Below are 19487 nucleotides of genomic sequence, written 5' to 3'. Positions count from 1 at the left end.
AACAGCCCACTGCTGTTAACTCGGCCGTGGTCCCGGCTCGATAAGTCCTATGAGAGACCTTCCCTCTACGCGCCGACTTCGAACATTTGGGCCATGAGGGAGGAGTAAAGGGGTTTAGTCCGCCCCGGCCGCCTCGAACGGTGCGGGGGCACGTTCGAGGCGACTCTTGGATTTAGCATCAGCCAAGGAAAGACGCTAAAAAGACGCCGGGGCGGACATCCAGGATACACCCAAGACCGGGGTTTCAAGCAATTCGACATCAAAAGATTTCTCGAACTCCTCCTAACACCTTCTGACGTCGGTTTGACTTGACACGACGTCATTGTGACGTCACTATGGTGCCATGAACCTTACGTCATACATCGAGAGCCTCCACCGGGAGTTGATGACCGCCGCTGAGATGGGCGGCGACGAGGCCCGGGCCATCGCCCAGCGCCTCATCGCGCCGCTTGAATCCGCAAGCCGGCTTGTCCTTCTGGAGGTCCTGTCGGACGCGGCAAACGAAATCACCAGGGAGATCGCACCCGGCTCGGTCGACCTCCGCCTTCGGGGACGGGACCCCGAGTTCGTCGTGACCCAGCCGGCCCCGCCGGACTCCTTCGAGGGCTCGGGCGAGGTCCCGACGACCGAAACCCCGTCGCCGGTGGGCGATACGGGCGACGGAGGAACCTCCCGCATGACGCTTCGACTCCCCGAGCAGCTCAAGCTGCGTATCGAGGAGGCGGCCGCGCGGGACCGGCTTTCGGTCAACGCCTGGCTCGTCAGGGCTCTGTCGGCCTCCCTCGAACCGGGTGACGAGCGCCGCACCCGGCGTCGAAGCCCCCCGGGCGGGCAGCGATACACCGGCTGGGTGCGCTAGCACCCGCAAAAATCCTCACGTTTCACCATCGTCCCATCGGGGCTCAAGGAGACAGCTATGCCAACTTTCGACACGCCCGAACCCATCTCAGTCACGATCGACCGGATCGTCGGCGACGTCTGGATCGTGGCAACCGACCGCACCGACACCACGGTCGAGGTCCGTCCCCGGAACAAGTCAAAGCAGGCCGACGCCAAAGCTGCGGAGAACGCCCAGGTTGAGTACGTGGGCGGACGGCTCGTCGTCAGGGGGCCCAAGCTGCACACCATCATCGGCCGGGTCCCCTCGATCAACGTGACCGTCGAGCTCCCATCCGGCTCCACGGTCTCCGGGGACTCCGACATGGGCGACTTCTCGTCCGAAGGACGGCTCGGTGACTGCACGTTCAAGTCCGCGATGGGACACATCCGCCTCGGCGATGTCGGCTCCCTGCACGCCGTTACGGCGATGGGCGACGTCACGGTCGGCCGGGTTGCCGGTGACGCCAGCATCGACACCGGATCGGGCGAGGTCCGGATCGGCCGGATCGGCGGTTCCGGGCAGGTGAAGAACTCCAACGGCGCGAACACGATCGGCGAGGTTGCCGGCGATCTGGTCGTCCGGGCGGCAAACGGAAGCGTCTTTGTCGACCGGCCGCAGGCCTCCGTGACGGTCAAAACCGCCAACGGCCACATCCGGGTGGGTGAGGCGACGAGCGGCGAGGTGGAACTGGAGACCGCGTCCGGTGAGATCTCTGTCGGAATTCGGAAGGGCACCGCCGCCTGGCTCGACGTGAGCACCAAGTACGGAACGGTCCACAACGTCCTGGAGCCCGCCGAGGGCCCCGCGCAATCCGATTCGACGGTGGAGGTCCGGGCTCGTACCTCCCACGGCGACATCGTCATCAGCAGAACATCAGACAGGAAGGAGGGTTGAAGTGCCGGCAATTTCGGTAACCGGGCTGCGCAAGTCCTACGGGGACAAGGTAGTCCTGGACGGCATCGACCTGGACGTCGCCGAGGGAACGATCTTTTCGCTCCTGGGGCCAAACGGGGCGGGCAAGACGACGGTGGTGAACATCCTGTCGACGCTCATCGGCGCCGGCGGCGGGGAGGCGCTGGTGGCCGGGCACGACGTGGCCCGGGAACCGGAGGCAGTCAGGGCGGTCATCGGGGTGACGGGCCAGTTCTCGGCGGTCGACAACCTGCTGACCGGGGAGGAGAACCTGATGCTCATGGCCGACCTGCAGCACCTGCGCCGGGGCGAGGGCCGCCGCCGGGCTGCAGAGCTGCTGGAGCAGTTCGACCTGGTCGAGGCGGGCAAGCAGACTCTGGCCGCCTACTCGGGAGGGATGAAGCGGCGGCTCGACCTCGCCATGGGGCTGGTCGGCCGGCCGCGCATCCTGTTCCTGGACGAGCCGACCACGGGCCTCGACCCCAGGAGCCGGCACACGATGTGGCAGATCATCCGGGACCTCGTGTCGGGCGGAGTGACCGTCTTCCTGACGACGCAGCAACTCGAGGAGGCCGACGAGCTTGCCGACCGCATTGCGGTCCTCGACGGCGGCAGAGTGGTCGCCGAAGGCACCCCGGACCAGCTCAAGCGCCTGGTGCCCGGGGGGCACGTCCGCCTTCAGTTCGCCGACGCCGAGAGCATGCAGCACGCCGGCCGGGCCCTTCGAACCTCCGGCGGCGAGGATCTCGCCCTCCAGGTTCCGAGCGACGGCAGCCTCAAGTCGTTGAAGGCGCTCCTCAGCCGTCTCGACGACGAATCCATAGAGGTCGAGGGCCTCACCATCCACTCGCCCGACCTGGACGACGTCTTCTTCGCCCTCACCGGCAAAGCCGAAAAGGAGCCTGCACTATGACCGCCCTTTCCTACGCAGTAAGCGACTCCGCAACCATGCTCCGCCGGAACCTCAAGCGCATGGTTCGCTACCCGTCGATGACAGTGATCCTCGTGGGAATGCCGGTGGTCTTCCTGCTGCTGTTCGTCTACGTCTTCGGCGGCACACTGGGGGCCGGCCTGGGAGGCGTGACTGGGGGACGGGCCGAGTACCTCGAGTACGTCGTGCCCGGGATCCTGATGATCTCGGTTGCGTCGGCGGCTCAGGGGACGGCGATCACCGTGGCGATGGACATGACCGAGGGCATCATCGCCCGCTTCCGGACGATGGCGATCTACCGACCGTCGGTGCTTACCGGGCACGTCGTCGGCAGCATGATCCAGTCGCTGATCGGAGTGACCCTGGTGCTGGGGGTCGCTCTTGCCCTCGGCTTCCGGCCCAACGCCACCCCGGCCGAGTGGCTGGCCACCTACGGTGTGCTCTGCCTGATCATTCTGGCGCTCACCTGGCTGTGCGTAGCCCTCGGGCTGGCCAGCAAGACCGTCGAGGCCGCGAGCAACCTGCCCATGCCGCTGGTGCTGCTCCCCTTCTTCGGAAGCGGTTTCGTGCCGACTGAGTCGATGCCGACCGCCCTTCGCCTGTTTGCCGAGCACCAGCCGTTCACGCCGGTGATCGAGACGGTCCGGGGCCTGCTCACCGGGACGCCGATCGGCGACAGCGCAGCCATCATGGCCGCCTGGAGCGTTGCTCTTTCGCTGGCCGGTTACCTGTGGGCGGTGCGCCTGTACAACCGGGACCCCAGCCGGGCATAACGAGCAACTTCCACCTCACCTCACGGCCGCGGTTCCAGGATGACGACCGCGGTCTCGGTGGGGCGGAGCGTCGCGTAGGCGTCGAGGTTTTTGTCGATCTCTCTCCACCGCGACCACAGCCGTTCCCGCTCCTCGCCGGCGGCCGATCGGGCGGTGACCATGCGCGGCCCGTCGGGCAGGTCGACGCGAATGTCCGGCTGGGCCTGCAGGTTCAGCCACCACGCCGGCTCGCCCTCTCCCCAGCCGTTCATCGCCAGGGTGACGAGGTTCGGCCCATCCTCGAAATAGCCGACCATTACGCTGCGTTCAAGGCCGGTCCGCCGCCCCACGGTGTTTAGGCGCATGACGCCCCAGGCGTCGGGCTTCGGCCGCCATAGACCCAGGCGCCCGCGTGTCAGGCGGTAGAGGCGGCGATGGGTGAACCAGGCAAGCCGGATGAACCAGCGAGGGGGAAGCCACGGATTGGGCTTGGGCTCGGACATCTGAACTCCCGCGTGACCAACAGCCTTGACAACGACTGCCGGCGCAAACCGCTGGTGCGGTTCAGATTGATACTAGAGCGTTTAAAGCGAGGAATCCGAGGAGAATTCCTCGCCTGCGCCTGAAGCTTTGGAGCGGACGACCAGATTCGAACTGGCGACCCTCACCTTGGCAAGGTGATGCTCTACCAACTGAGCCACGTCCGCGGGAAGTTCCATCCTAGCAGCCTTGAGGTACGGAGGCCACCAGAGTTCGGGTCTAGGTCCCCGTCGAGCCGAAGCCCCCGGCGCCCCGTTCGGAACCGGGAAGTTCCGTCACCTCTTCGTACAAAAAGGCTGGCACCGGGAGGATAACCAACTGCGCAATCCGGTCCCCACGCTCGATCGTGAGCACACCGGAACCCAGGTTTATGGCGATGACCTTTAGCTCGCCGCGGTAGCCGGAGTCGATCAGTCCAGGAGAGTTCAAAAGGCCGAGTCCCTTGTTGATTGCCATCCCCGACCGGGGCTGGACGAACCCGGCGTAGCCTTCGGGTATGGCGACGGCGAGGCCGGTCGGAATCAGGCAGCGCGCCCCCGGCTCGATGGTCATTGCTTCGGTCGACCTGAGGTCGACTCCTGCGTCGCCCGGCTTGGCCGGGCGAACCATCGGCATATCGGGGTCCATCCTTAGTACCTGGACCCGAACCGGCTCGCTCAAGTCTTAGGTGTGGCCGGTCGTTCCTTGGGCGGCAGCTTCTTTTGAAGCAGGCCCAGCTCCTTCTCGAAGTCGTTCAGCTCCTGAAAGTCCTTGTAGACCGAGGCGAAGCGCAGGTAGGCGACGTCGTCCAGTACCCTCAGGCGCTCCAGGATCTGGAGTCCGAGGTCGGCGCTCATGACCACGCTGCTCCCCTCCTCCTTGACGGTCTCGACGACGTCCTCGGCCAGCTTGTCAAGATCGTCGTTGGAAACCGGCCGGTTTTTGCACGCTTTGCGGACGCCGGAAATTAGCTTTTCCTTGTCGAATGCTTCACGCTGTCCGGAGCGCTTTTGGACAAGGAGGGGGATCTCCTCGATACGCTCGTAGGTGGTGTACCGCTGACCGCAGCTCTCGCACTGGCGTCGACGGCGGATGGCTCGGCCTTCCTCGGCCATGCGCGAGTCGACAACGTGGTCTTCGGGATGAGAGCAAAATGGACACCGCATGGGATGAAACCAATAGTACGTTACGTGTAAAGAACGTCAGCGTGAGTTAATAGATAGGAGCACAGAGCGGAAAGGGTCACACAGTGACATCTCGGATAACCGTTCGCAGCATGGTTCCAGTGAGATGTTTGCCCTTCGGAATGAAGGGATGACGGCATGAGGCGGACGATTCCGGCCTCATATTCTGCGCGTCATCCCAGCCGCCAGCTTCTGGAGATCGCCTCCTGGCGGGTCGCAGCCGAGATGGTCCGGCGCTACCCCAAGACCCGGATCATCCAGACCCACCCGGGCGGCGGCCAGAACGACAGCCTGTCGCTGCTCCTCGACCCCGGCTTCCAGCCCTACCAGCGCCTGGAGCTCAACCGTCTCGGCGGCGTGCAGTACCACTTCCGCCGCCCCAACGGCTCCCAGACCTTCAAGAACTGGCCGGACTTCTGGTCCGAGTTCTTCAACGCCGAAGACCCCCGTGAGCCGATGCGCAAACTGAGCGCCTTTTGCAACCTCCCGCCGGTGGCCAAGCTGAAGCCATCGACCAACGAGGTCACGGTCTACCGCTTCATCGCGGGCTTTTTGACCCACATCGCATTCAACGCCTCCTTCGGAAAGTTCTTCTGGGACTGCCAGAACGGTTACCTGGACACGTCCGACGGCTTCGGAGGTGTCTGGGAGAGCCGGTTCGAGCTTTTCCCCGAAGCGGCCGACCGCCTCCGCACGGTCAAAGAGTCCGACCCGTTCGGCGTCACCGCCTACCGCTTCTGGTTCATCCTGCTGAATGACGACCCCAAGATCTGCGTCGAGACCAACGGGACTGCCTGGGACCGTCACGGCATCGAGCACGACTTCGGCAAGCTGGCCCGGGACGACGAACGCATCTGGCCGGTTATCTCAGAGGTAGCCGGGCACCTCCTCCCCTAAGTGCGCCGCGGATTCGCCATCCCGGCGACAGAGGATCTCGAAAGAGCCCAGGAGATCGCCGCCCGGGTCGAGCGGCTCGGCTACTCATCCATCTGGAGCAACGACACACCCGGAGCCGACGGGATAGTGACCGCCGCGGCCATGGCGGATGCGAGCGACCGGCTGCGGGTCGGAGTCGGGGTCGTTGCAGTGCACCGCCGTCCTCCGCAAGAGATCGCCGAGGTCGTGCGGGAGCTCGAGATCCCGCTGGATCGCCTGGTCCTCGGCGTCGGTTCCGGGTCCTCCCCCACCCCGATCCGCGCCGTCCGGGAGGCGGTCGCGGCTCTGAGGGACCTTCTGGGCCCGGATCTTCGGATCGGGGTCGCCGCGATGGGCCCGCAGATGTGCCGGCTGGCCGGCGAGGTAGCCGACACCGTCCTTCTCAACTGGATGGTCCCGGAACGGATCGAGTGGGCGAAGGCCCGGGTGGCGCAGGGGGCAAAACGTTCGGGACGCTACGGCGTGCCCGAGCTGGCCTGCTACGTGCGCTGCGCCATCGGCGACGGCGCGGTCGATCGGGTGGCCGCCGAGGCCGCCAAGTACAACGGCTACCCCGCCTACACCCGGCATTTCACTGCGATGGGGGTCCCGCTGGCCGGTGTCGGGGTAACCGACCACAGCGGGGATTACACCTCAAGGCTGGCCGATTACGATAGTGTTCTGGATGAAGTGGTGGTGCGTGCACTGCCCGAATCGGAATCGGTTACGTCCACCCTGGCCGTGGCGGAGGCATCAGCACCGGTGAACAGGACCTAAAGGTCCTCCACCGCCCCCGCCCCGGATCCTTCATTGGTAGACAGATGGTAGGTAGGCCTGTGCGAAAAAGTCGAGGATCGGTAGTGGCGGCGGGCCTGGCGGCCGCCCTGATGCTCGTCTCGTCCGCATGCGGCGGCGACAACGAAGACCCCCAAACCGAGGCCACCACCAGCCAGGTCCAGGACATCTTCTTCATGAACGCCGACGGCTCGAACGTCACCAGGATCACCAACACCTCCGGCGTCGACTCCTCGCCGGACTGGTCCCCCGACGGCGACAAGATCGCTTTCAACACCAACCGGGACGGCAACTTCGAGATCTACGTCATGGACGCCGACGGCTCCAACGCCAAGCGCCTGACCGACAACAGCGCCGAGGACTTCTCACCCGACTGGTCCCCCGACGGCTCCCAGATCGCGTTCAACAGCGACCGGGACGGCAACCGCGAGATCTACGTGATGGACGCCGACGGCTCCAACCAGCGCCGGCTGACCAACAACCAGGACAACGACGGGCTGGCTGCGTTCTCCCCGGACGGCAGCCAGATTGCCTTCGAGAGCAACCGGAACGGCAACTACGAGGTCTTCGTGATGGATGCCGACGGCGAGAACACCAAGGTCCTGACCGACAGCGAGGCCGTGGACGGCTCGCCCTCCTGGTCACCCGACGGCTCCCAGATCGCGTTCATCAGCCAGCGTGACGGCGAGGGCAACTTCGAGGTCTACGTCATGGAGGCCGACGGCTCCCGGCAGATCCGGCTAACCACCAGCGACGGTTTCGACAACTTCCCTGCGTTCTCGCCCGACGGCCAGCTGATTGCTTTCGACTCGGTCCGGGACGACAACCGTGAGCTCTACACGATGAAGACCGACGGCTCGGACCAGAGGCGCATCACCAACAGCCCCGGCATCGACCGCTTCGCGGCATGGTCGCCGGACGGCACGAAGATCGCCTTCTACAGCGAGCGCCCCTCCTCCGACTCCTCGAACTAGATGTTGCTCGAGGGCAAGCGCCTCCTGATAACCGGGGTTCTGACCCAAAAGAGCATTGCCTTCGCCGCGGCGAAGCTGGCTCAGGAGCAGGGGGCCCAGATCGTCCTCTCCGGGTTCGGCAAGGGCATGGCTCTGACCGAGATGAGCGCCCGGCGCCTCCCCGAGACCCCCGAGATCCTGGAGCTCGACGTTACCAAGGAGGAGGACATCTCCAACGTGGCCGAGCAGATCGGCGCCAGATGGGGCGGTCTCGACGGGTTCCTGCATGCAGTGGCCTTTGCTCCTAAGAACGCCCTGGGCGGAGAGTTCCTCAACACCCCCTGGGAGAGCGTAGAGATGGCCTTCAAGACCAGCGCCTTCTCGCTGAAGTCCATGGCCACCGGGCTGCTGCCCTTGATGGGCGGGGGCGGATCCATCGTCAGCCTCGACTTCGACGCCCGCGTGGCGTGGCCGATCTACGACTGGATGGGCGTCTGCAAGGCGGGCCTCGAGTCGATCACCCGGTACCTGGCGCGCGACCTCGGCCCCAAGGGGATCCGGGTCAACACGGTTTCCGCCGGCCCGCTGGCCACTACGGCCGCCAAGGGCATCCCCGGCTTCGACCAGCTGGTCACCGCCTGGGGCACCCGCGCGCCGCTCGGCTGGGCGCCCGACGACCCGGAGCCGGTGGCGAAGACCGTCGGGTTTCTTTTCTCCGACTGGTCGTCCGCAATAACGGGTGAGCTCATCCACGTCGACGGCGGTTACCACGCCATGGGCGCCGATACGAGCTCAGGAGAAACGGGTAAGACCTAAGGCATGACCGACGACGAGCTTCCGGACATCGAGACCGCTCAGGACGAGGGGGCTCGCCTGTACCGTGACATGCGTCGTAAGGGCGTAGGAAAGCGGACCCTCCAGGCCCTCCGCGAGACCTGGGCAGAGGCCTGCATGGACCCGATGCGCCGGGGCGTCCTCCGGGATCCGCCTGCGCCGGACAAGATCAGCCTCGACGGGCCCTACCCGGAGGTCAAGCCGCACCGGGACCTCGGCAACATGCTCGAGCCGAACCCTCCGAGCATGAAGGACCTCCTGAGCCGGACCGAGCCGTTCGACCCCACCGGTGAGGCCAGCCACCCATCCGATTGACCGGCCGGTGCGAATCATCGGCAAAGAAGGTTGTTCACCCTAGGTAAACTGGAATGACAATGATCCCGATGGGAAGACTTCGAGCCGTTGCGCTGCTGGCAGTCGCGTCGACCGGCCTCATGGCCGGCCACTCGCTGACGTACCTGAAGCTCGCGCCTTCGCATGGAGTGCGCACCGCCCTCCTCGGGATCACCGGCCACAGCTACCTGGACAACCTCCTTGCTTTCGGGCCTGCCATGGCGCTTATGTCCGCCCTCTACTGGCTGGCCGCAGGCGCCATGAAGAGCCGGTCCCGCCTTCCCAGCCTGGCCGGCACTGCCGCGGCCCTGGCGCTGATCCAAACCCTCGGCTTCGCCGGCCAGGAGGTGCTCGAGCGCCTGCTGAGCGGCGCCCCCCTCCACGACCTCGGCTCCGTCCTGTTGCTGGGCATCCCCCTGCAGCTCATCGTCGCCGCCCTCGGTGCACTGCTGGTCACCGCCCTTCACAAGGCCGGACGCAAGCTCGGCGCCCTTCTGGGCGGCCCCCAGGCACGGCGGACCTCGCCGGAGCGGCCTCTCGTCCGCAGCATCACCTTCCTCAGCGCCGTCCCCAACGGCGGCCTGCGATCACGAGGACCTCCCGCCCTCTCGAGCTGAAGCCGTCTCGGCTGCAGGGCAGCCGATCACATCCAACTCGAAGGGAAACCCAATGAAACCAATGGTTCTACGAATCGTTGCCCTATGCATCACAGCTCTGTGCCTCCTGGCCCTCGCCGCACCGGCGATGGCCCACGAGACCCGCACCGAAGGAGGGGTGCGCGCAGTAGTCGGGTGGGCAACCGAGCCCGCCTACGTCGGGTACCCGAACGCCGTCCAGCTGCGCCTCTCGAACGGGAACACTCCGATTGCCGACCTCGGCGCCGACGAACTGAAGGTCGAGGTTCTGTTCGGCGACCAGAAGACCGCTGCGCTGCCGCTCGAGCCGGCATTCAACAGCCCCGGCGAGTACCGGGCGCCTCTGATGCCCACCCGCCCCGGCGACTACAGCTTCCACTTCTTCGGCACGATCAAAGGCCAGCCCTACGACCAGACCTTCAAGTCCGGCGAAGAGACCTTCGACGCTCCCAAGAACCCGGCCGACGTATCGTTCCCGGCCAAGGACCCGACCGCCGGGGAACTGGCGGCCCGCGTCGAGCAGCTGGGCGGTGACAACGGCGACGAAGGCTCCTCCGACAACACCGGGATGATCGGGATCGGCTTGGGCGCGCTCGCCTTGATCATCGCGGTGGCCGCCTTCGCCAAAAAGAGCAAAGCGGCTTAACGACCAATGAAACTCCTACTGCGGACCGCGTTGACTGCAGGAGCGCTGTTCTGGCTCCTGCTGTTCGCCGCCGTCCCGGCGTGGGGGCACGCAAGCTTGAGTGCCTCAACGCCGGCCGGCGGAGCGGCCGTGGAGGAAGCTCCAACCCAGGTCACCCTCACCTTTACCGAACCCCCCGACACCAAGCTCTCGTCGGTCAAGGTCCTGGGAGGCTCCGGCTCCTATGAACAGGGCGCCCCACGCCTCGCCGAGGGCGACGAATCCACGCTGGTGGTCGACCTGAAAGCGCTCCCCAAAGGGTCGTACACCGTCTCCTGGCGCACCGTGTCCCGGGTCGACGGCCATTCGTCGGCCGGAGCGTTTGCCTTCGGCGTCGGTGAGCCGCCGGAAGCGATCTCGGCCGATGCTGAGGAGCAGACCAGCTCCAAGATCCCGTCGGCCGCCGCACGCTGGGTCCTCTACCTCGGTCTCGCCTCACTTCTCGGCGCGGCCTGGATGGCTCTCTTCGCCTTCGGGCACAGCTACCGGTCGGTGGGCAGGCTCAGCCTGTTCGGGCTCCTGGCAGCCGCTGCGGGAACGTTGGGATTGGGCTTGTTCCAGTTCCGGGAGGCCGGCGTCGGGCTGGGGGTCTTTCTCGGGAGCTCCTCCGGCAGGGCCCTTGGACTTCGGGCTGCCCCTCTGCTGCTCATCGTCCTCGGATACCTGCTCTACCGGAACAACTACCGGCCCCGGATGATGGTCGCCGGGGCGGGGGCGCTGGCTGGGATGCTGGCGCATGCATCGGCCGGACACGCCGCGGTACCGCCGGATGTGGCGATCAAGGTCGGCATCCAGTGGCTTCACTTCGCCGCCGTCGGCATCTGGATCGGCGGCCTGGCCGCCCTGCTCCTCGGCCTCTCCGAGTCCCCCGAGGAGGACCGGCGGCGTGCGGCGAAACGGTTTTCGTTCGTTGCGGGCTTTGCGATCTTCGTCGTGACCGCAACCGGGGTGCTCCGGGCGGTAAACGAGGTCGACGGCTGGGAGCCGCTGTTCGAGACCACCTACGGCCGGCTGGTGATAGCGAAGTCCGTTTTGATTGTCGTGCTCGGCGGGCTCGGTGCGCTCAACCGGTTCCGCAATATTCCCAAGGCCGTCAGCGCGCCGGCCGGCCTTCAGAAGGCCGGCCGCCTGGAGGTGGCCGTCGCAGTCATCACTCTCGCGATCGCCGGCATGCTGTCGACCTCGGTCCCCCCGGTCTCTGTGGCGGCTGAAGGTGAGGCGGCTCTGGTGGAGGTCGAAGGCACCGACTTTGCCCGGACTGCCGAGGCCGGCCTGACCGTGGAGCCGGGCACAGCCGGACCCAACCGGTTCAAGCTATCGCTGGTCGAGCCCGGCTCCGGCGACCCCCTCGACGGGGTGACCGGGGTGACTCTGAGGTTCTCGTCGCTGTCCAACCCCGCGGTCGGCGAGTCGTCGGTGGAGATGGAGAAGAAGGGGGACGGCGAGTACGAGGCCTCCGGGTCCAACGTCTCGGTCGACGGGCGGTGGAAGGCAACCGTGGCGGTCACCACCTCCAGCAACTCGTTCGACATCCCGCTGGAGTTCTCCACCCGGGCGACCGGAATCACAACCGACACCTCAAGAGTGGAAGGCCAGCCGACCATCTACTCGTTTACCGACCCGCAGGGCCGCCAGCTGCAGGTCTACTCCGAGCCCGACAGGCCGGGCCGGTCCGAGCTCCACCTCACCTTCTTCGACACCTCCGGCACCGAACTGGCGGTCAAGGAGATCCTGGCGATCTCGGTCCCACCGAAGGAGCAAAGCATCACGCTGGTGACCCGGCGGTTCGGCCCCGGACACTTCGTGTCCGACGTGACGCTCGAGGAGGGCCGGTACCAATTCGACGTCACCGCAACCACCGAAGCCGGCGAGTCCATGCGGTTCCCGGCCGAGATGGAGGTCTCTTCGTGATCGTCAAGCGCATCGCTTCGGCGGCGGTCCTGTCCGCCATGTACGTGGTGCTCATGGCCTCGCCGGCGGCGGCTCACCCCATCACAGGCGGGTCGGCGAGCCCGCTGCAGATCGCCATCACCGTGGTCGCCACCCTGCTGGCGTTGGCCGGTGTGGGCGCGGCCATGGTCGCCACCGGCGACTCCAAGAGGTTCAAGGGCGACACTCGAAAGCTGCGCCGGGGCGGCCTGGCGCTGGCGATGGTCGGGTTTCTGGCCTTCATATTCGGGCCCGACCTGTTCGAGCCGGCCCAGATCCCGTGCGAGGACCGGCCGGCCACGCAGGCCAGCATCGCAATCACCAGTCCCACGCCCCAGGAGGTCTTCACGTCGCAGGACGTGCCTTTGGAGCTGGATCTCGAGGGCGGGAAGGTGGCCTCGCTTGCCTCAACCGAGAACAAGGAGGACGAGGGGCACCTCCACATCTCGATCGATGGGAGGCTGGCCACCATGACCGGCGACGCCGAACAGGTGCTGCAGGTCCCGCCCGGAGACCACGAGCTCGAGGTGGAGTACGTCGCCAACGACCACGCGCCGTTCTGCAAACGGGTGAACGACCGGGTTCGCTTCACCGTGGAGGGCTCCCCCTCTTAGTGGACTCGCTGGAGCGGCTGGTTCGGGTGGTCGGAAACCAGCTGACCTTCGACGGCATCGCGGTCTTCCAGCGCTTCTCGCCCCAGCTGAGCCTGTTCCTGCTGGTGGTGGTGCCGAGCCTGCTTATCCTCCTGTTGTACCGGGCCCTGCTGGTGCGCTCAGGAAGATCTGACAGGCTTCTCCCCAGGCTGCTTTTGCTGAACGTCGCCCTCGCCTGCTCGCTGCTGGGGGTTCTTCTCATCACCCTGACCGCCCGCCCCTACGGCTCCGACGGCCGCACCGACCTAATCCCGTTCCACCCGCTGTGGAGCGCCCTGACCGGTGAAATTGACGCCACCCGGGTGGTGGCCACCTTCGGCGCCAACATCCTGCTGTTCGTCCCGATCGGGATCCTGCTCCCCGTTCGGTGGCCGCGCCTGGACCGGCCGGGGGTCGTCACCCTGATTGCGGCCGGCCTCTCCGCCGCCATCGAGGTCGCGCAGTACTTCATGAACGCCGGCCGGGTGGCCCAGCTGGACGACGTGATCTTCAACACCCTGGGCGGCCTCTTCGGCTGGGCGATGGTGCGGGCGGCCCGGCTGGTCAGGCCCGCGCCGGCTCGACGGTAAGCGACACCGGCACCCCGAGAAACCGGGCCAGGTCCTCCGCCTCTCGCTCTATCTGCGGCTCCGCTTTCTTCGCCGGTTTCCAGAACGGTTGAACCGACACCGCAGCACCCTTCGGTTTGCGGACAAGACGCCAGGTCCCGGCCGCCCGGCCGTCGACCAGCAGAACCGGCTTGACGATTCCGCCTCCTCGGTTGACCCGCCGGGCGTAAGCCGGGTCGAGATGCAGGCTCCGGTCCCGGTAGCCCAGCAGGAAGGTGTCGAATGCGGGAAGCAGCCGTACGCCCGACGTCTCGGGACCACCGGGCTCACCGGTGACCCAGAGGTTGCGGCCTTCGATGGAAACCGCCGTCAGTCCGGCGTCCCGGAACGCCGTCCTGCACTCGGACACCGGGAGGCCGGACCAGGTCGCCAGATCCTCCGGGGCCGCCGGTCCGTAGGCGTCCAGAAAGCGAACGACCAGCCGGTTCAGGTCCTCCGCACGGTCGTAATGCCGGGGCGGCGTTCTCCCGAGCCAGTCCTGAACCCGCACGTAGGTCGCGTAACGCCCCTCGAAGGGGCCCTCGCAGATCAGTCCCTCGGCGGTGGCCCTGGCCAGCAGGTAAACCATCCGCTGCCCACCGGAGTCGACCCCTCCCCGGGCCAACGCCTCCTTCAATGCCGCCCGGCCGAGGGCCTCCCCGCCGGCCAGCGCCCGGTCGATCAGGCCCATGGCTCGCCGGTAGGTGCTCTCGTCGAGACCCAGCTGGATACTGCGGCGCTCGTTGGCGCGGATGCTTCCCGGCGAGAGCAGCCGGCGCAGCCAGAACAGGTCGTCCGAGGCAACCAGGTGCAGGGTTCCCCGCATCGCCCAGGTCCGGACGAACGACCTCTCCTCCACCCGGGCGGCCTCGACTCCGGCGTCGGTCAGCCCGGCGCCGCGCGGCCGGAGCGAGAGCCGGGCCGCCGGCAGCTCCTGCGCCTGGACCCCGCACAGGGCTTCGACCACCTGCGCGGCGGTGGAGGGCCGCGGGCCGGTCAGCCGGTTTCGCCGGAGCCGCTCCCCGACGGCGGCTGCCTGAGACAGTTCCATCAGCCGACTCTATATGCGCTAACCTGGGGCCAGATGGCGATTCCGCAACCGCCCAGGGCCGTGACCTTCGACTGCTGGTCGACATTGATCTCGGACACGAACTGGGAAAAGACCATGCTCCACCGGCAGCATTCTCTAATCGAGATTGCGGCCAAACGCGGCGTGGAGATCTCGGCCGAGCGCAGCGAGCAGCTCATCAAGGACGCCTGGGAGCAGCATGTGATCTCCTGGCGAAACGGCGGGGTCTTCGGCGCCAAGGGTGCTGCCGACTGGATCCTGGGAAGACTCGGCATCCCCCCCGTGTCGCCCGGCGGTGAGTCGGCTGAGGCCGAGCTGGCGGCCGAGCTGGCGCACGCCATAGAAAGCGCCACCAGCGGAGTCGGCACCTACGTCCTCGACGGAGCGGTCGACGCCATCAATGCGGTACGGGATGCCGGCATCGCCACCGCGCTGGTCTGCGACGTGGGTTTCACCCCGGCCCGTTTCGTGCGCGGCTTCCTGGGCGACCACGGCATCAAGCTGGACCACTACTTCTTCTCCGACGAGGTCGGCACCCCCAAGCCGTTCCCGCCGATCTTCGAGGCGGCCCTCGAAGCCACCGGCGCCGCCCCGGGCGAGGCGGTCCACATCGGAGACCTCCGGCGCACCGACATCGCCGGCGCACGGCAGGCGGGCATGGGGTCGATCCGCTACACCGGCATCCACGACGACGCCTGGACCCCGGAGGAGGCGCACGGCGAAGAGGCCGACGCGGTCATGAACCACTGGTCCGAGCTGCAGGGAATTCTCGGCCTCGACTAGAGAAAACGGCCGTGGATCCACTGGTCGACCACGAACCCGACCACGGTCAGGACGGCCAGCGGCAGAAGAATCTTGGGCCTCATCGACGACTTCTTCTCCTCACTGCCTCCGGCCACCATCGGAGCTATGAAGCGGATCACCAGAAGTCCCGCCCAGAACAGGGCAAGCAGGAGCAGGACGACGTGCAGCCCCTGGTCGGCTGCAGGCGGTATGTTCAGGTTTAGCTGTTAGGTGGCGGCGGGTGCGGTCTCGCGGGTGCCCAGGCTCACCAGGTAGTCCCGCAGCTCCTCCATGCCTTCACCGGTCTTGGCGCTGACGAACATGCGCTTGACGCCCGGGTGGACCCCGTCGAGGTAGTAGTTGAACTTGTCGAGGTCGTAGTCCAGGTAGGGCAGCAGGTCGATCTTGTTGACGATCACCAGCTCGCAGGCCCGGAACATCAGCGGGTACTTGGCCGGCTTGTCCTCGCCCTCGGTAACCGACGACACCATGATCCGGATGTCCTCGCCCACCTTGAACTCGGCCGGGCAGACCAGATTGCCGACATTCTCGATGATAAGCAGGTCGATGTCGTCCAGCGGCAGGTCGGGTAGAGCCGAGCGGACCATGTTGGCGTCGAGGTGGCACTCGCCGCCGAACCCGTTGTCGGTCTGGATCTGCACGACCGGCAGGTGCAGGTGCGCCAGGCGGTCGGCGTCCAGGCTGCCCTGGACGTCTCCCTCCAGCACCCCGACGCGGACGCCCTTCATGTCCTCGAGGACCTTGGTCAAAAGCGTGGTCTTGCCGGCGCCGGGTGCGCTCATCAGGTTCACGACGGTCACCTCGGAGCGGTCGAAGTCGGAACGGTTGGCGTTGGCCAGGGTGGTGTTGGCGTCGAGGGCGTCCTCGACAACCTTTACTTTGGTGCGATGCATGGCTCGTCCTCCTCGACTTCCAGTGATTCGACCATGAACTCCTCGCCGCTCAACACGGTCACCTTACTATCCATGCAAAACGGACAGCGAAAGGTCGGGAAGTCCGGTTCCCACTCCTTGGTGCAGCTCTCGCAGCGCAAAAGCGCCGGCACGATGTTGATCTCCAGCTTGGCCCCGTCGCAGATGGTGTCCTTGGCGATGATGTCGAAGTAGAACGACAACGAGTCCGGGACCACCTGGCGCAGCTTGCCGATGCTCATCACCACGACCTTCACCGGCCGCCCGTTGGCGTGCTTGGTTGCGGTGTTGACCACGGCGCTGCCGAGCGCCATCTCGTGCATCTAATGCAACCCTAGGTAGCCGACTGCCCGGCGAACTCGGTCTGGAGGTCGATTACCGTCTCCAGCACCAGGTCCACCGCACGATCGACGGCAGCCTCGATCTCCGGGCTCAACCCCAGCCCGAAGTCGCCGACCTCCTTCGGCTCGCAGGCGATGATCAACACCTTGCCAGGCCACGCTCCGGTCGACTTGATGAAGCGCAGAACGGTCTCGGGGTCCATGCCGTGCGGGTCCATCATCACGCCGTCCTGGATCTCACCCTCGACGTCGCTCGGGTTGACCTCCATGACGTACAACGTGCCGGGCTCTCCGCCCTGGCGGCTAATGTCCACGAGGACCAGCGCCGCAAACCCGTTCTGGAGCTCGTACGCCAGGTCCAGGCCGCCGATGCCGAAGTCGGTCACGGTCAGGCCCTTTGGCAGGTCCCGGTTGTTGAGCCGTTTGGCGACCTCGCCGCCGAACCCGTCGTCCTTCATCCAAATGTTGCCGATGCCGGCGACCAGGATCTTGTCGTCCATCGGTGATGGCGTTATTTCGCTCATCGGGGGACCACCTCCACTTCATCTAGGAAAAAGAACATGAATCGATTGGTCTCACGGAGCAGCTCCTGGCCGGGGTCGCCGTCAATGGTCACCCCGAAGTGGATGGTCCCGTCGTAGTCCGTGAGGATCCTCTCGATGGTTGCCGTCTTGCCGTCCAACATGTGGTCGATGGCGTCCTGCCGCTTTTTCACCAGCAGCTTCAGCAGCACCGTGTCGCCAACCCGGAACACCCGCCCGTCCTCGGCCTCGATCTCCATCAGGCCCGGGGTGTCCTCGTAACCCATGGGGGCAGACATCGGGGTGGCCTGGTGGGCGCTGTCGAAGGTCCCGTAGGACATCGGCGCCAGGCCCGTGTTGCCCTTAGGCGCAGTCTGGGCTACCGGATCTTCGCCCGGCATCAGGCCCTGGTACTCCGGCGGGATCGCCTGGAACTCGGGGAAATTCTCGTAGCCGCCGGGCGCCACCGGGGGGGCGTCCTGGGTCCGGCCCTTGAACCGGTCGGCAAACGGGTCGATGGGCATGGAGACGAAGGGTTCGTCCGGGGTTGAGCTCAGAACCTCGCTGCCCGGCTCCGCCATCTGCAGGCGGCCGTGCATCTTCAGCAGGTCCTCGGACGAGACCTCCCGGGCCCGGGCGATCATGTCCCGGATCGCCGGCTCCTGCTGCTCGATCTCGGCCAGCATCTCGTCGGAGAGCGTTTGTGCGTGGAGGACCAGCGCCTCCTCGATCTCGGTGTTGTCGAAGAAGTTGACCTTGCTCTCCGGGGCGATCTGCGGGTGTTCGGGCAGCATGATTGCCGCGCCCAGGACCGCGTCGTCCTCCTCGGTGGCGAGCACCGGCCAGGAGTTGATGTTCTTGCACCCGGCGATGCGATCGTCGGAGTTCTCCAGCGGCGAGACGAACTTGCCGCCCCGCACCCGGAGCATCGGGTGGACGGAGATCAGGCTGTAGAGCAGCGCCCGGCCCCGGTCCAGCTCCCCGACCAGGTCGGAGGGTACTTCGGTCTCGTTGTCGACCCGCAGGGTGATTCGGGCGGAGCCGGGAGTCAGCACGTCGACGTTCATCCGGACGGTTCCCCGAATGATCCCCACGGTTGCGTCCCCGACCTCGAACGGGACGACCGCCGGCTCCTTAACGAAGAACTCCACCGGCGTGTAGTCGATGGTCACCCGCTGCTCCCCCGCCCGGTAGTCCTGCCCGGACGGCACCAGGAACATGACGATGCCCTCCAGCGTGGCGTCCGGCTGGTACTCCAGGACACACTGGATCTGCAGGTGGTCGTAGGTGGTGGCGAGCCGCTCGGCGTACTTCGGAGGGTAGACAATCCCGAAGGGGGTGGGAGTGGAGTTCTTGGCGTTGTTCTGGGTGTAGGGGTACAGCGCGTAGCCCTCGTACAGCAGGGACTTGGCGAGCTCCTCGACGTCGGTGCTCACTCTTGTTCCTCTTTGGCCGGCCTGACCGGCTTGAACTCGTAGGGGTTGAACTGGTGGAAGTCCTCGATGCCCAGTAGCTTCGAGATGCAGGCGTCGAACGTCGGAAGCCCTTGATCGGTCTTGTATTTGAGCAGGGCGTCCATGGTTCGCCGGCGCGTGGTCAGCCAGACGGTGTTCGGGTAGTAGTGGTCGACCATGGTCTTCCACACGTCCACCGGCATCCGGAACTTGGCTGCGCTGTCCCAGGGCACCTGGACTATCTGGATGCGGCCGTCCTCGCCCCGGTAGTAGATAGATCCCGAGAAGTGGAAGGTGATGGGGACCTCGCCGTCGGGAAGGGCGTAGAAGTACTTGGTGGCCGCCAGCTCGAGGTCGAAGTTGTTGGCCACGATCACGTCCTCGGTGGTGGCGCCGGTGAAACCCTGCACGAGCAGGAAGACCGTTGCCCACGGGAAGCTCCGGGTCGTGGCCGCCCAGCGGCTCGGGTCGCCGAACAGCTCGAACAGCTTCTCCCGGGTCTCCGCGTCGTACTGGCGCTGGTTCGGGTCGATCTGGATCTGGATGGTCAGCGCAATTGTGAAGACCTCCCAACCGAGCGGCTCGGTGATAGCCAGGTTGAACTTCATGGTGGGGGCCGCCGCCACCTTGACTACGTCGGCGCCGAGGATGGTGAACATCGGCTGCGGAAGTTTGCTCGGCCCGGTGTCGACGTAGCCGCGTTTGCCGGTATACACGCCGTCGGGCGACAGCTGCGCCGGAATTTCGCTGGGGCCAGTAGCCGCCTTGGATCTGGGCGTGCCGGGAACCGACAGCGTGTCGTCGTCCGAGCTTGGAACCTCTTCGTCAGCCATTTCTTCGCTCCAAACTTTGTTCATTAGAGAGTAACCGCCGGGCAGTCCAAAGCCGCC

General features: G+C 66.1%; 25 protein-coding genes and 1 tRNA gene. 15 read left to right on the top strand and 11 right to left on the bottom strand.

Annotated elements, in window-relative coordinates; translation table 11 throughout:
• Positions 1-343 precede the first annotated feature (343 nt).
• The 4 genes from VFV09_00910 to VFV09_00895 are packed head-to-tail and all read left to right on the top strand — an operon-like array spanning position 344 to position 3496.
• The gene (locus VFV09_00910) at positions 344-859 is read left to right on the top strand and encodes a toxin-antitoxin system HicB family antitoxin (protein HEU4866261.1); all 516 of its coding nucleotides are present in this window, start codon (positions 344-346) and stop codon (positions 857-859) included.
• 57 nt (positions 860-916) lie between these two features.
• Positions 917-1774: a DUF4097 family beta strand repeat-containing protein gene (locus VFV09_00905; protein ID HEU4866260.1), complete on the top strand. Its 858-nt coding sequence runs from the start codon at positions 917-919 to the stop codon at positions 1772-1774.
• 1 nt (position 1775) lies between these two features.
• The gene (locus tag VFV09_00900) at positions 1776-2705 is read left to right on the top strand and encodes an ATP-binding cassette domain-containing protein (GenBank protein ID HEU4866259.1); all 930 of its coding nucleotides are present in this window, start codon (positions 1776-1778) and stop codon (positions 2703-2705) included.
• Entirely contained in the window at positions 2702-3496 is a 795-nt protein-coding gene (locus VFV09_00895; GenBank protein HEU4866258.1) for an ABC transporter permease, read from the top strand. The genes VFV09_00900 and VFV09_00895 overlap by 4 nt, the downstream gene beginning before the upstream one ends.
• 20 nt (positions 3497-3516) lie before the next feature.
• On the opposite strand, the gene VFV09_00890 is transcribed toward VFV09_00895, so the two are convergent.
• From VFV09_00890 to nrdR, 4 genes are all read right to left on the bottom strand, one after another.
• Complete coding sequence (locus VFV09_00890) at positions 3517-3978, bottom strand: nitroreductase/quinone reductase family protein (protein ID HEU4866257.1); 462 nt, start codon at positions 3976-3978, stop codon at positions 3517-3519.
• A gap of 128 nt (positions 3979-4106) precedes the next feature.
• Positions 4107-4182: transfer RNA gene (locus VFV09_00885), tRNA-Gly, on the bottom strand.
• Positions 4183-4234: 52 nt separating this feature from the next.
• The gene (gene dut / locus VFV09_00880; protein ID HEU4866256.1) at positions 4235-4675 is read right to left on the bottom strand and encodes a dUTP diphosphatase; all 441 of its coding nucleotides are present in this window, start codon (positions 4673-4675) and stop codon (positions 4235-4237) included.
• Positions 4672-5160, bottom strand: coding sequence for a transcriptional regulator NrdR (gene nrdR / locus VFV09_00875; protein HEU4866255.1), 489 nt, complete (start codon positions 5158-5160; stop codon positions 4672-4674). The genes dut and nrdR overlap by 4 nt, the downstream gene beginning before the upstream one ends.
• A 156-nt stretch (positions 5161-5316) precedes the next feature.
• Between nrdR and VFV09_00870 the strand changes: the two genes are divergently transcribed.
• The 10 genes from VFV09_00870 to VFV09_00825 all read left to right on the top strand — a co-directional run bounded on the left by VFV09_00870 (position 5317) and on the right by VFV09_00825 (position 13479).
• Positions 5317-6075, top strand: coding sequence for a hypothetical protein (locus tag VFV09_00870; GenBank protein ID HEU4866254.1), 759 nt, complete (start codon positions 5317-5319; stop codon positions 6073-6075).
• Positions 6076-6870 carry an LLM class flavin-dependent oxidoreductase gene (locus VFV09_00865; protein HEU4866253.1) on the top strand — a complete coding sequence of 265 codons (795 nt, stop codon included), beginning with the start codon at positions 6076-6078 and terminating at the stop codon, positions 6868-6870.
• An 83-nt stretch (positions 6871-6953) separates the two neighbouring features.
• Positions 6954-7862, top strand: a complete 909-nt coding sequence (locus tag VFV09_00860) for a DUF5050 domain-containing protein (GenBank protein ID HEU4866252.1) — start codon at positions 6954-6956, stop codon at positions 7860-7862.
• Positions 7863-8657 carry an enoyl-ACP reductase FabI gene (gene fabI / locus VFV09_00855; protein ID HEU4866251.1) on the top strand — a complete coding sequence of 265 codons (795 nt, stop codon included), beginning with the start codon at positions 7863-7865 and terminating at the stop codon, positions 8655-8657.
• A 3-nt stretch (positions 8658-8660) separates the two neighbouring features.
• Positions 8661-8990 (top strand): hypothetical protein, encoded by a 330-nt coding sequence (locus VFV09_00850; protein HEU4866250.1) that lies wholly within the window; start codon positions 8661-8663, stop codon positions 8988-8990.
• A gap of 68 nt (positions 8991-9058) precedes the next feature.
• The gene (locus VFV09_00845; GenBank protein ID HEU4866249.1) at positions 9059-9625 is read left to right on the top strand and encodes a hypothetical protein; all 567 of its coding nucleotides are present in this window, start codon (positions 9059-9061) and stop codon (positions 9623-9625) included.
• A gap of 52 nt (positions 9626-9677) precedes the next feature.
• Positions 9678-10289, top strand: a complete 612-nt coding sequence (locus VFV09_00840; protein ID HEU4866248.1) for a hypothetical protein — start codon at positions 9678-9680, stop codon at positions 10287-10289.
• Positions 10290-10295: 6 nt separating this feature from the next.
• Positions 10296-12239: a copper resistance protein CopC gene (locus VFV09_00835; GenBank protein HEU4866247.1), complete on the top strand. Its 1944-nt coding sequence runs from the start codon at positions 10296-10298 to the stop codon at positions 12237-12239.
• Positions 12236-12871: a hypothetical protein gene (locus VFV09_00830; protein ID HEU4866246.1), complete on the top strand. Its 636-nt coding sequence runs from the start codon at positions 12236-12238 to the stop codon at positions 12869-12871. Before VFV09_00835 ends, VFV09_00830 begins: the two co-directional genes overlap by 4 nt.
• A complete protein-coding gene (locus VFV09_00825; GenBank protein ID HEU4866245.1) occupies positions 12871-13479 on the top strand; it encodes a VanZ family protein in 609 nt (202 codons plus the stop codon). The genes VFV09_00830 and VFV09_00825 overlap by 1 nt, the downstream gene beginning before the upstream one ends.
• Here the strand turns inward: VFV09_00825 and VFV09_00820 are convergent.
• Positions 13454-14548, bottom strand: coding sequence for a winged helix DNA-binding domain-containing protein (locus VFV09_00820; GenBank protein HEU4866244.1), 1095 nt, complete (start codon positions 14546-14548; stop codon positions 13454-13456). The two genes, VFV09_00825 and VFV09_00820, sit on opposite strands and share 26 nt — an antisense overlap.
• Before the next feature lie 33 nt (positions 14549-14581).
• Here VFV09_00820 and VFV09_00815 point away from each other — a divergent pair, with 33 nt between their 5' ends.
• The gene (locus VFV09_00815; protein ID HEU4866243.1) at positions 14582-15349 is read left to right on the top strand and encodes an HAD family hydrolase; all 768 of its coding nucleotides are present in this window, start codon (positions 14582-14584) and stop codon (positions 15347-15349) included.
• Here the strand turns inward: VFV09_00815 and VFV09_00810 are convergent.
• From VFV09_00810 to VFV09_00785, 6 genes are all read right to left on the bottom strand, one after another.
• Positions 15346-15489, bottom strand: coding sequence for a hypothetical protein (locus VFV09_00810; protein ID HEU4866242.1), 144 nt, complete (start codon positions 15487-15489; stop codon positions 15346-15348). The two genes, VFV09_00815 and VFV09_00810, sit on opposite strands and share 4 nt — an antisense overlap.
• Positions 15490-15576: 87 nt before the next feature.
• Positions 15577-16263 (bottom strand): hydrogenase nickel incorporation protein HypB, encoded by a 687-nt coding sequence (gene hypB, locus VFV09_00805; protein HEU4866241.1) that lies wholly within the window; start codon positions 16261-16263, stop codon positions 15577-15579.
• A complete protein-coding gene (locus tag VFV09_00800) occupies positions 16245-16604 on the bottom strand; it encodes a hydrogenase maturation nickel metallochaperone HypA (protein ID HEU4866240.1) in 360 nt (119 codons plus the stop codon). The genes hypB and VFV09_00800 overlap by 19 nt, the downstream gene beginning before the upstream one ends.
• Positions 16605-16615: 11 nt before the next feature.
• On the bottom strand, positions 16616-17146 hold the full coding sequence (locus tag VFV09_00795; protein ID HEU4866239.1) for a hydrogenase maturation protease: 531 nt from the start codon (positions 17144-17146) through the stop codon (positions 16616-16618).
• A complete protein-coding gene (locus VFV09_00790) occupies positions 17143-18579 on the bottom strand; it encodes a hypothetical protein (protein ID HEU4866238.1) in 1437 nt (478 codons plus the stop codon). Before VFV09_00790 ends, VFV09_00795 begins: the two co-directional genes overlap by 4 nt.
• The gene (locus tag VFV09_00785) at positions 18576-19430 is read right to left on the bottom strand and encodes a DUF6084 family protein (GenBank protein HEU4866237.1); all 855 of its coding nucleotides are present in this window, start codon (positions 19428-19430) and stop codon (positions 18576-18578) included. The genes VFV09_00790 and VFV09_00785 overlap by 4 nt, the downstream gene beginning before the upstream one ends.
• Positions 19431-19487: the final 57 nt, after the last annotated feature.

The organism is Actinomycetota bacterium (assembly GCA_035759705.1).
In the GTDB taxonomy this organism is placed as follows: Bacteria; Actinomycetota; CADDZG01; order JAHWKV01; family JAHWKV01; genus JAJCYE01.
This window is presented reverse-complemented; position numbering and strand designations above follow the sequence as displayed.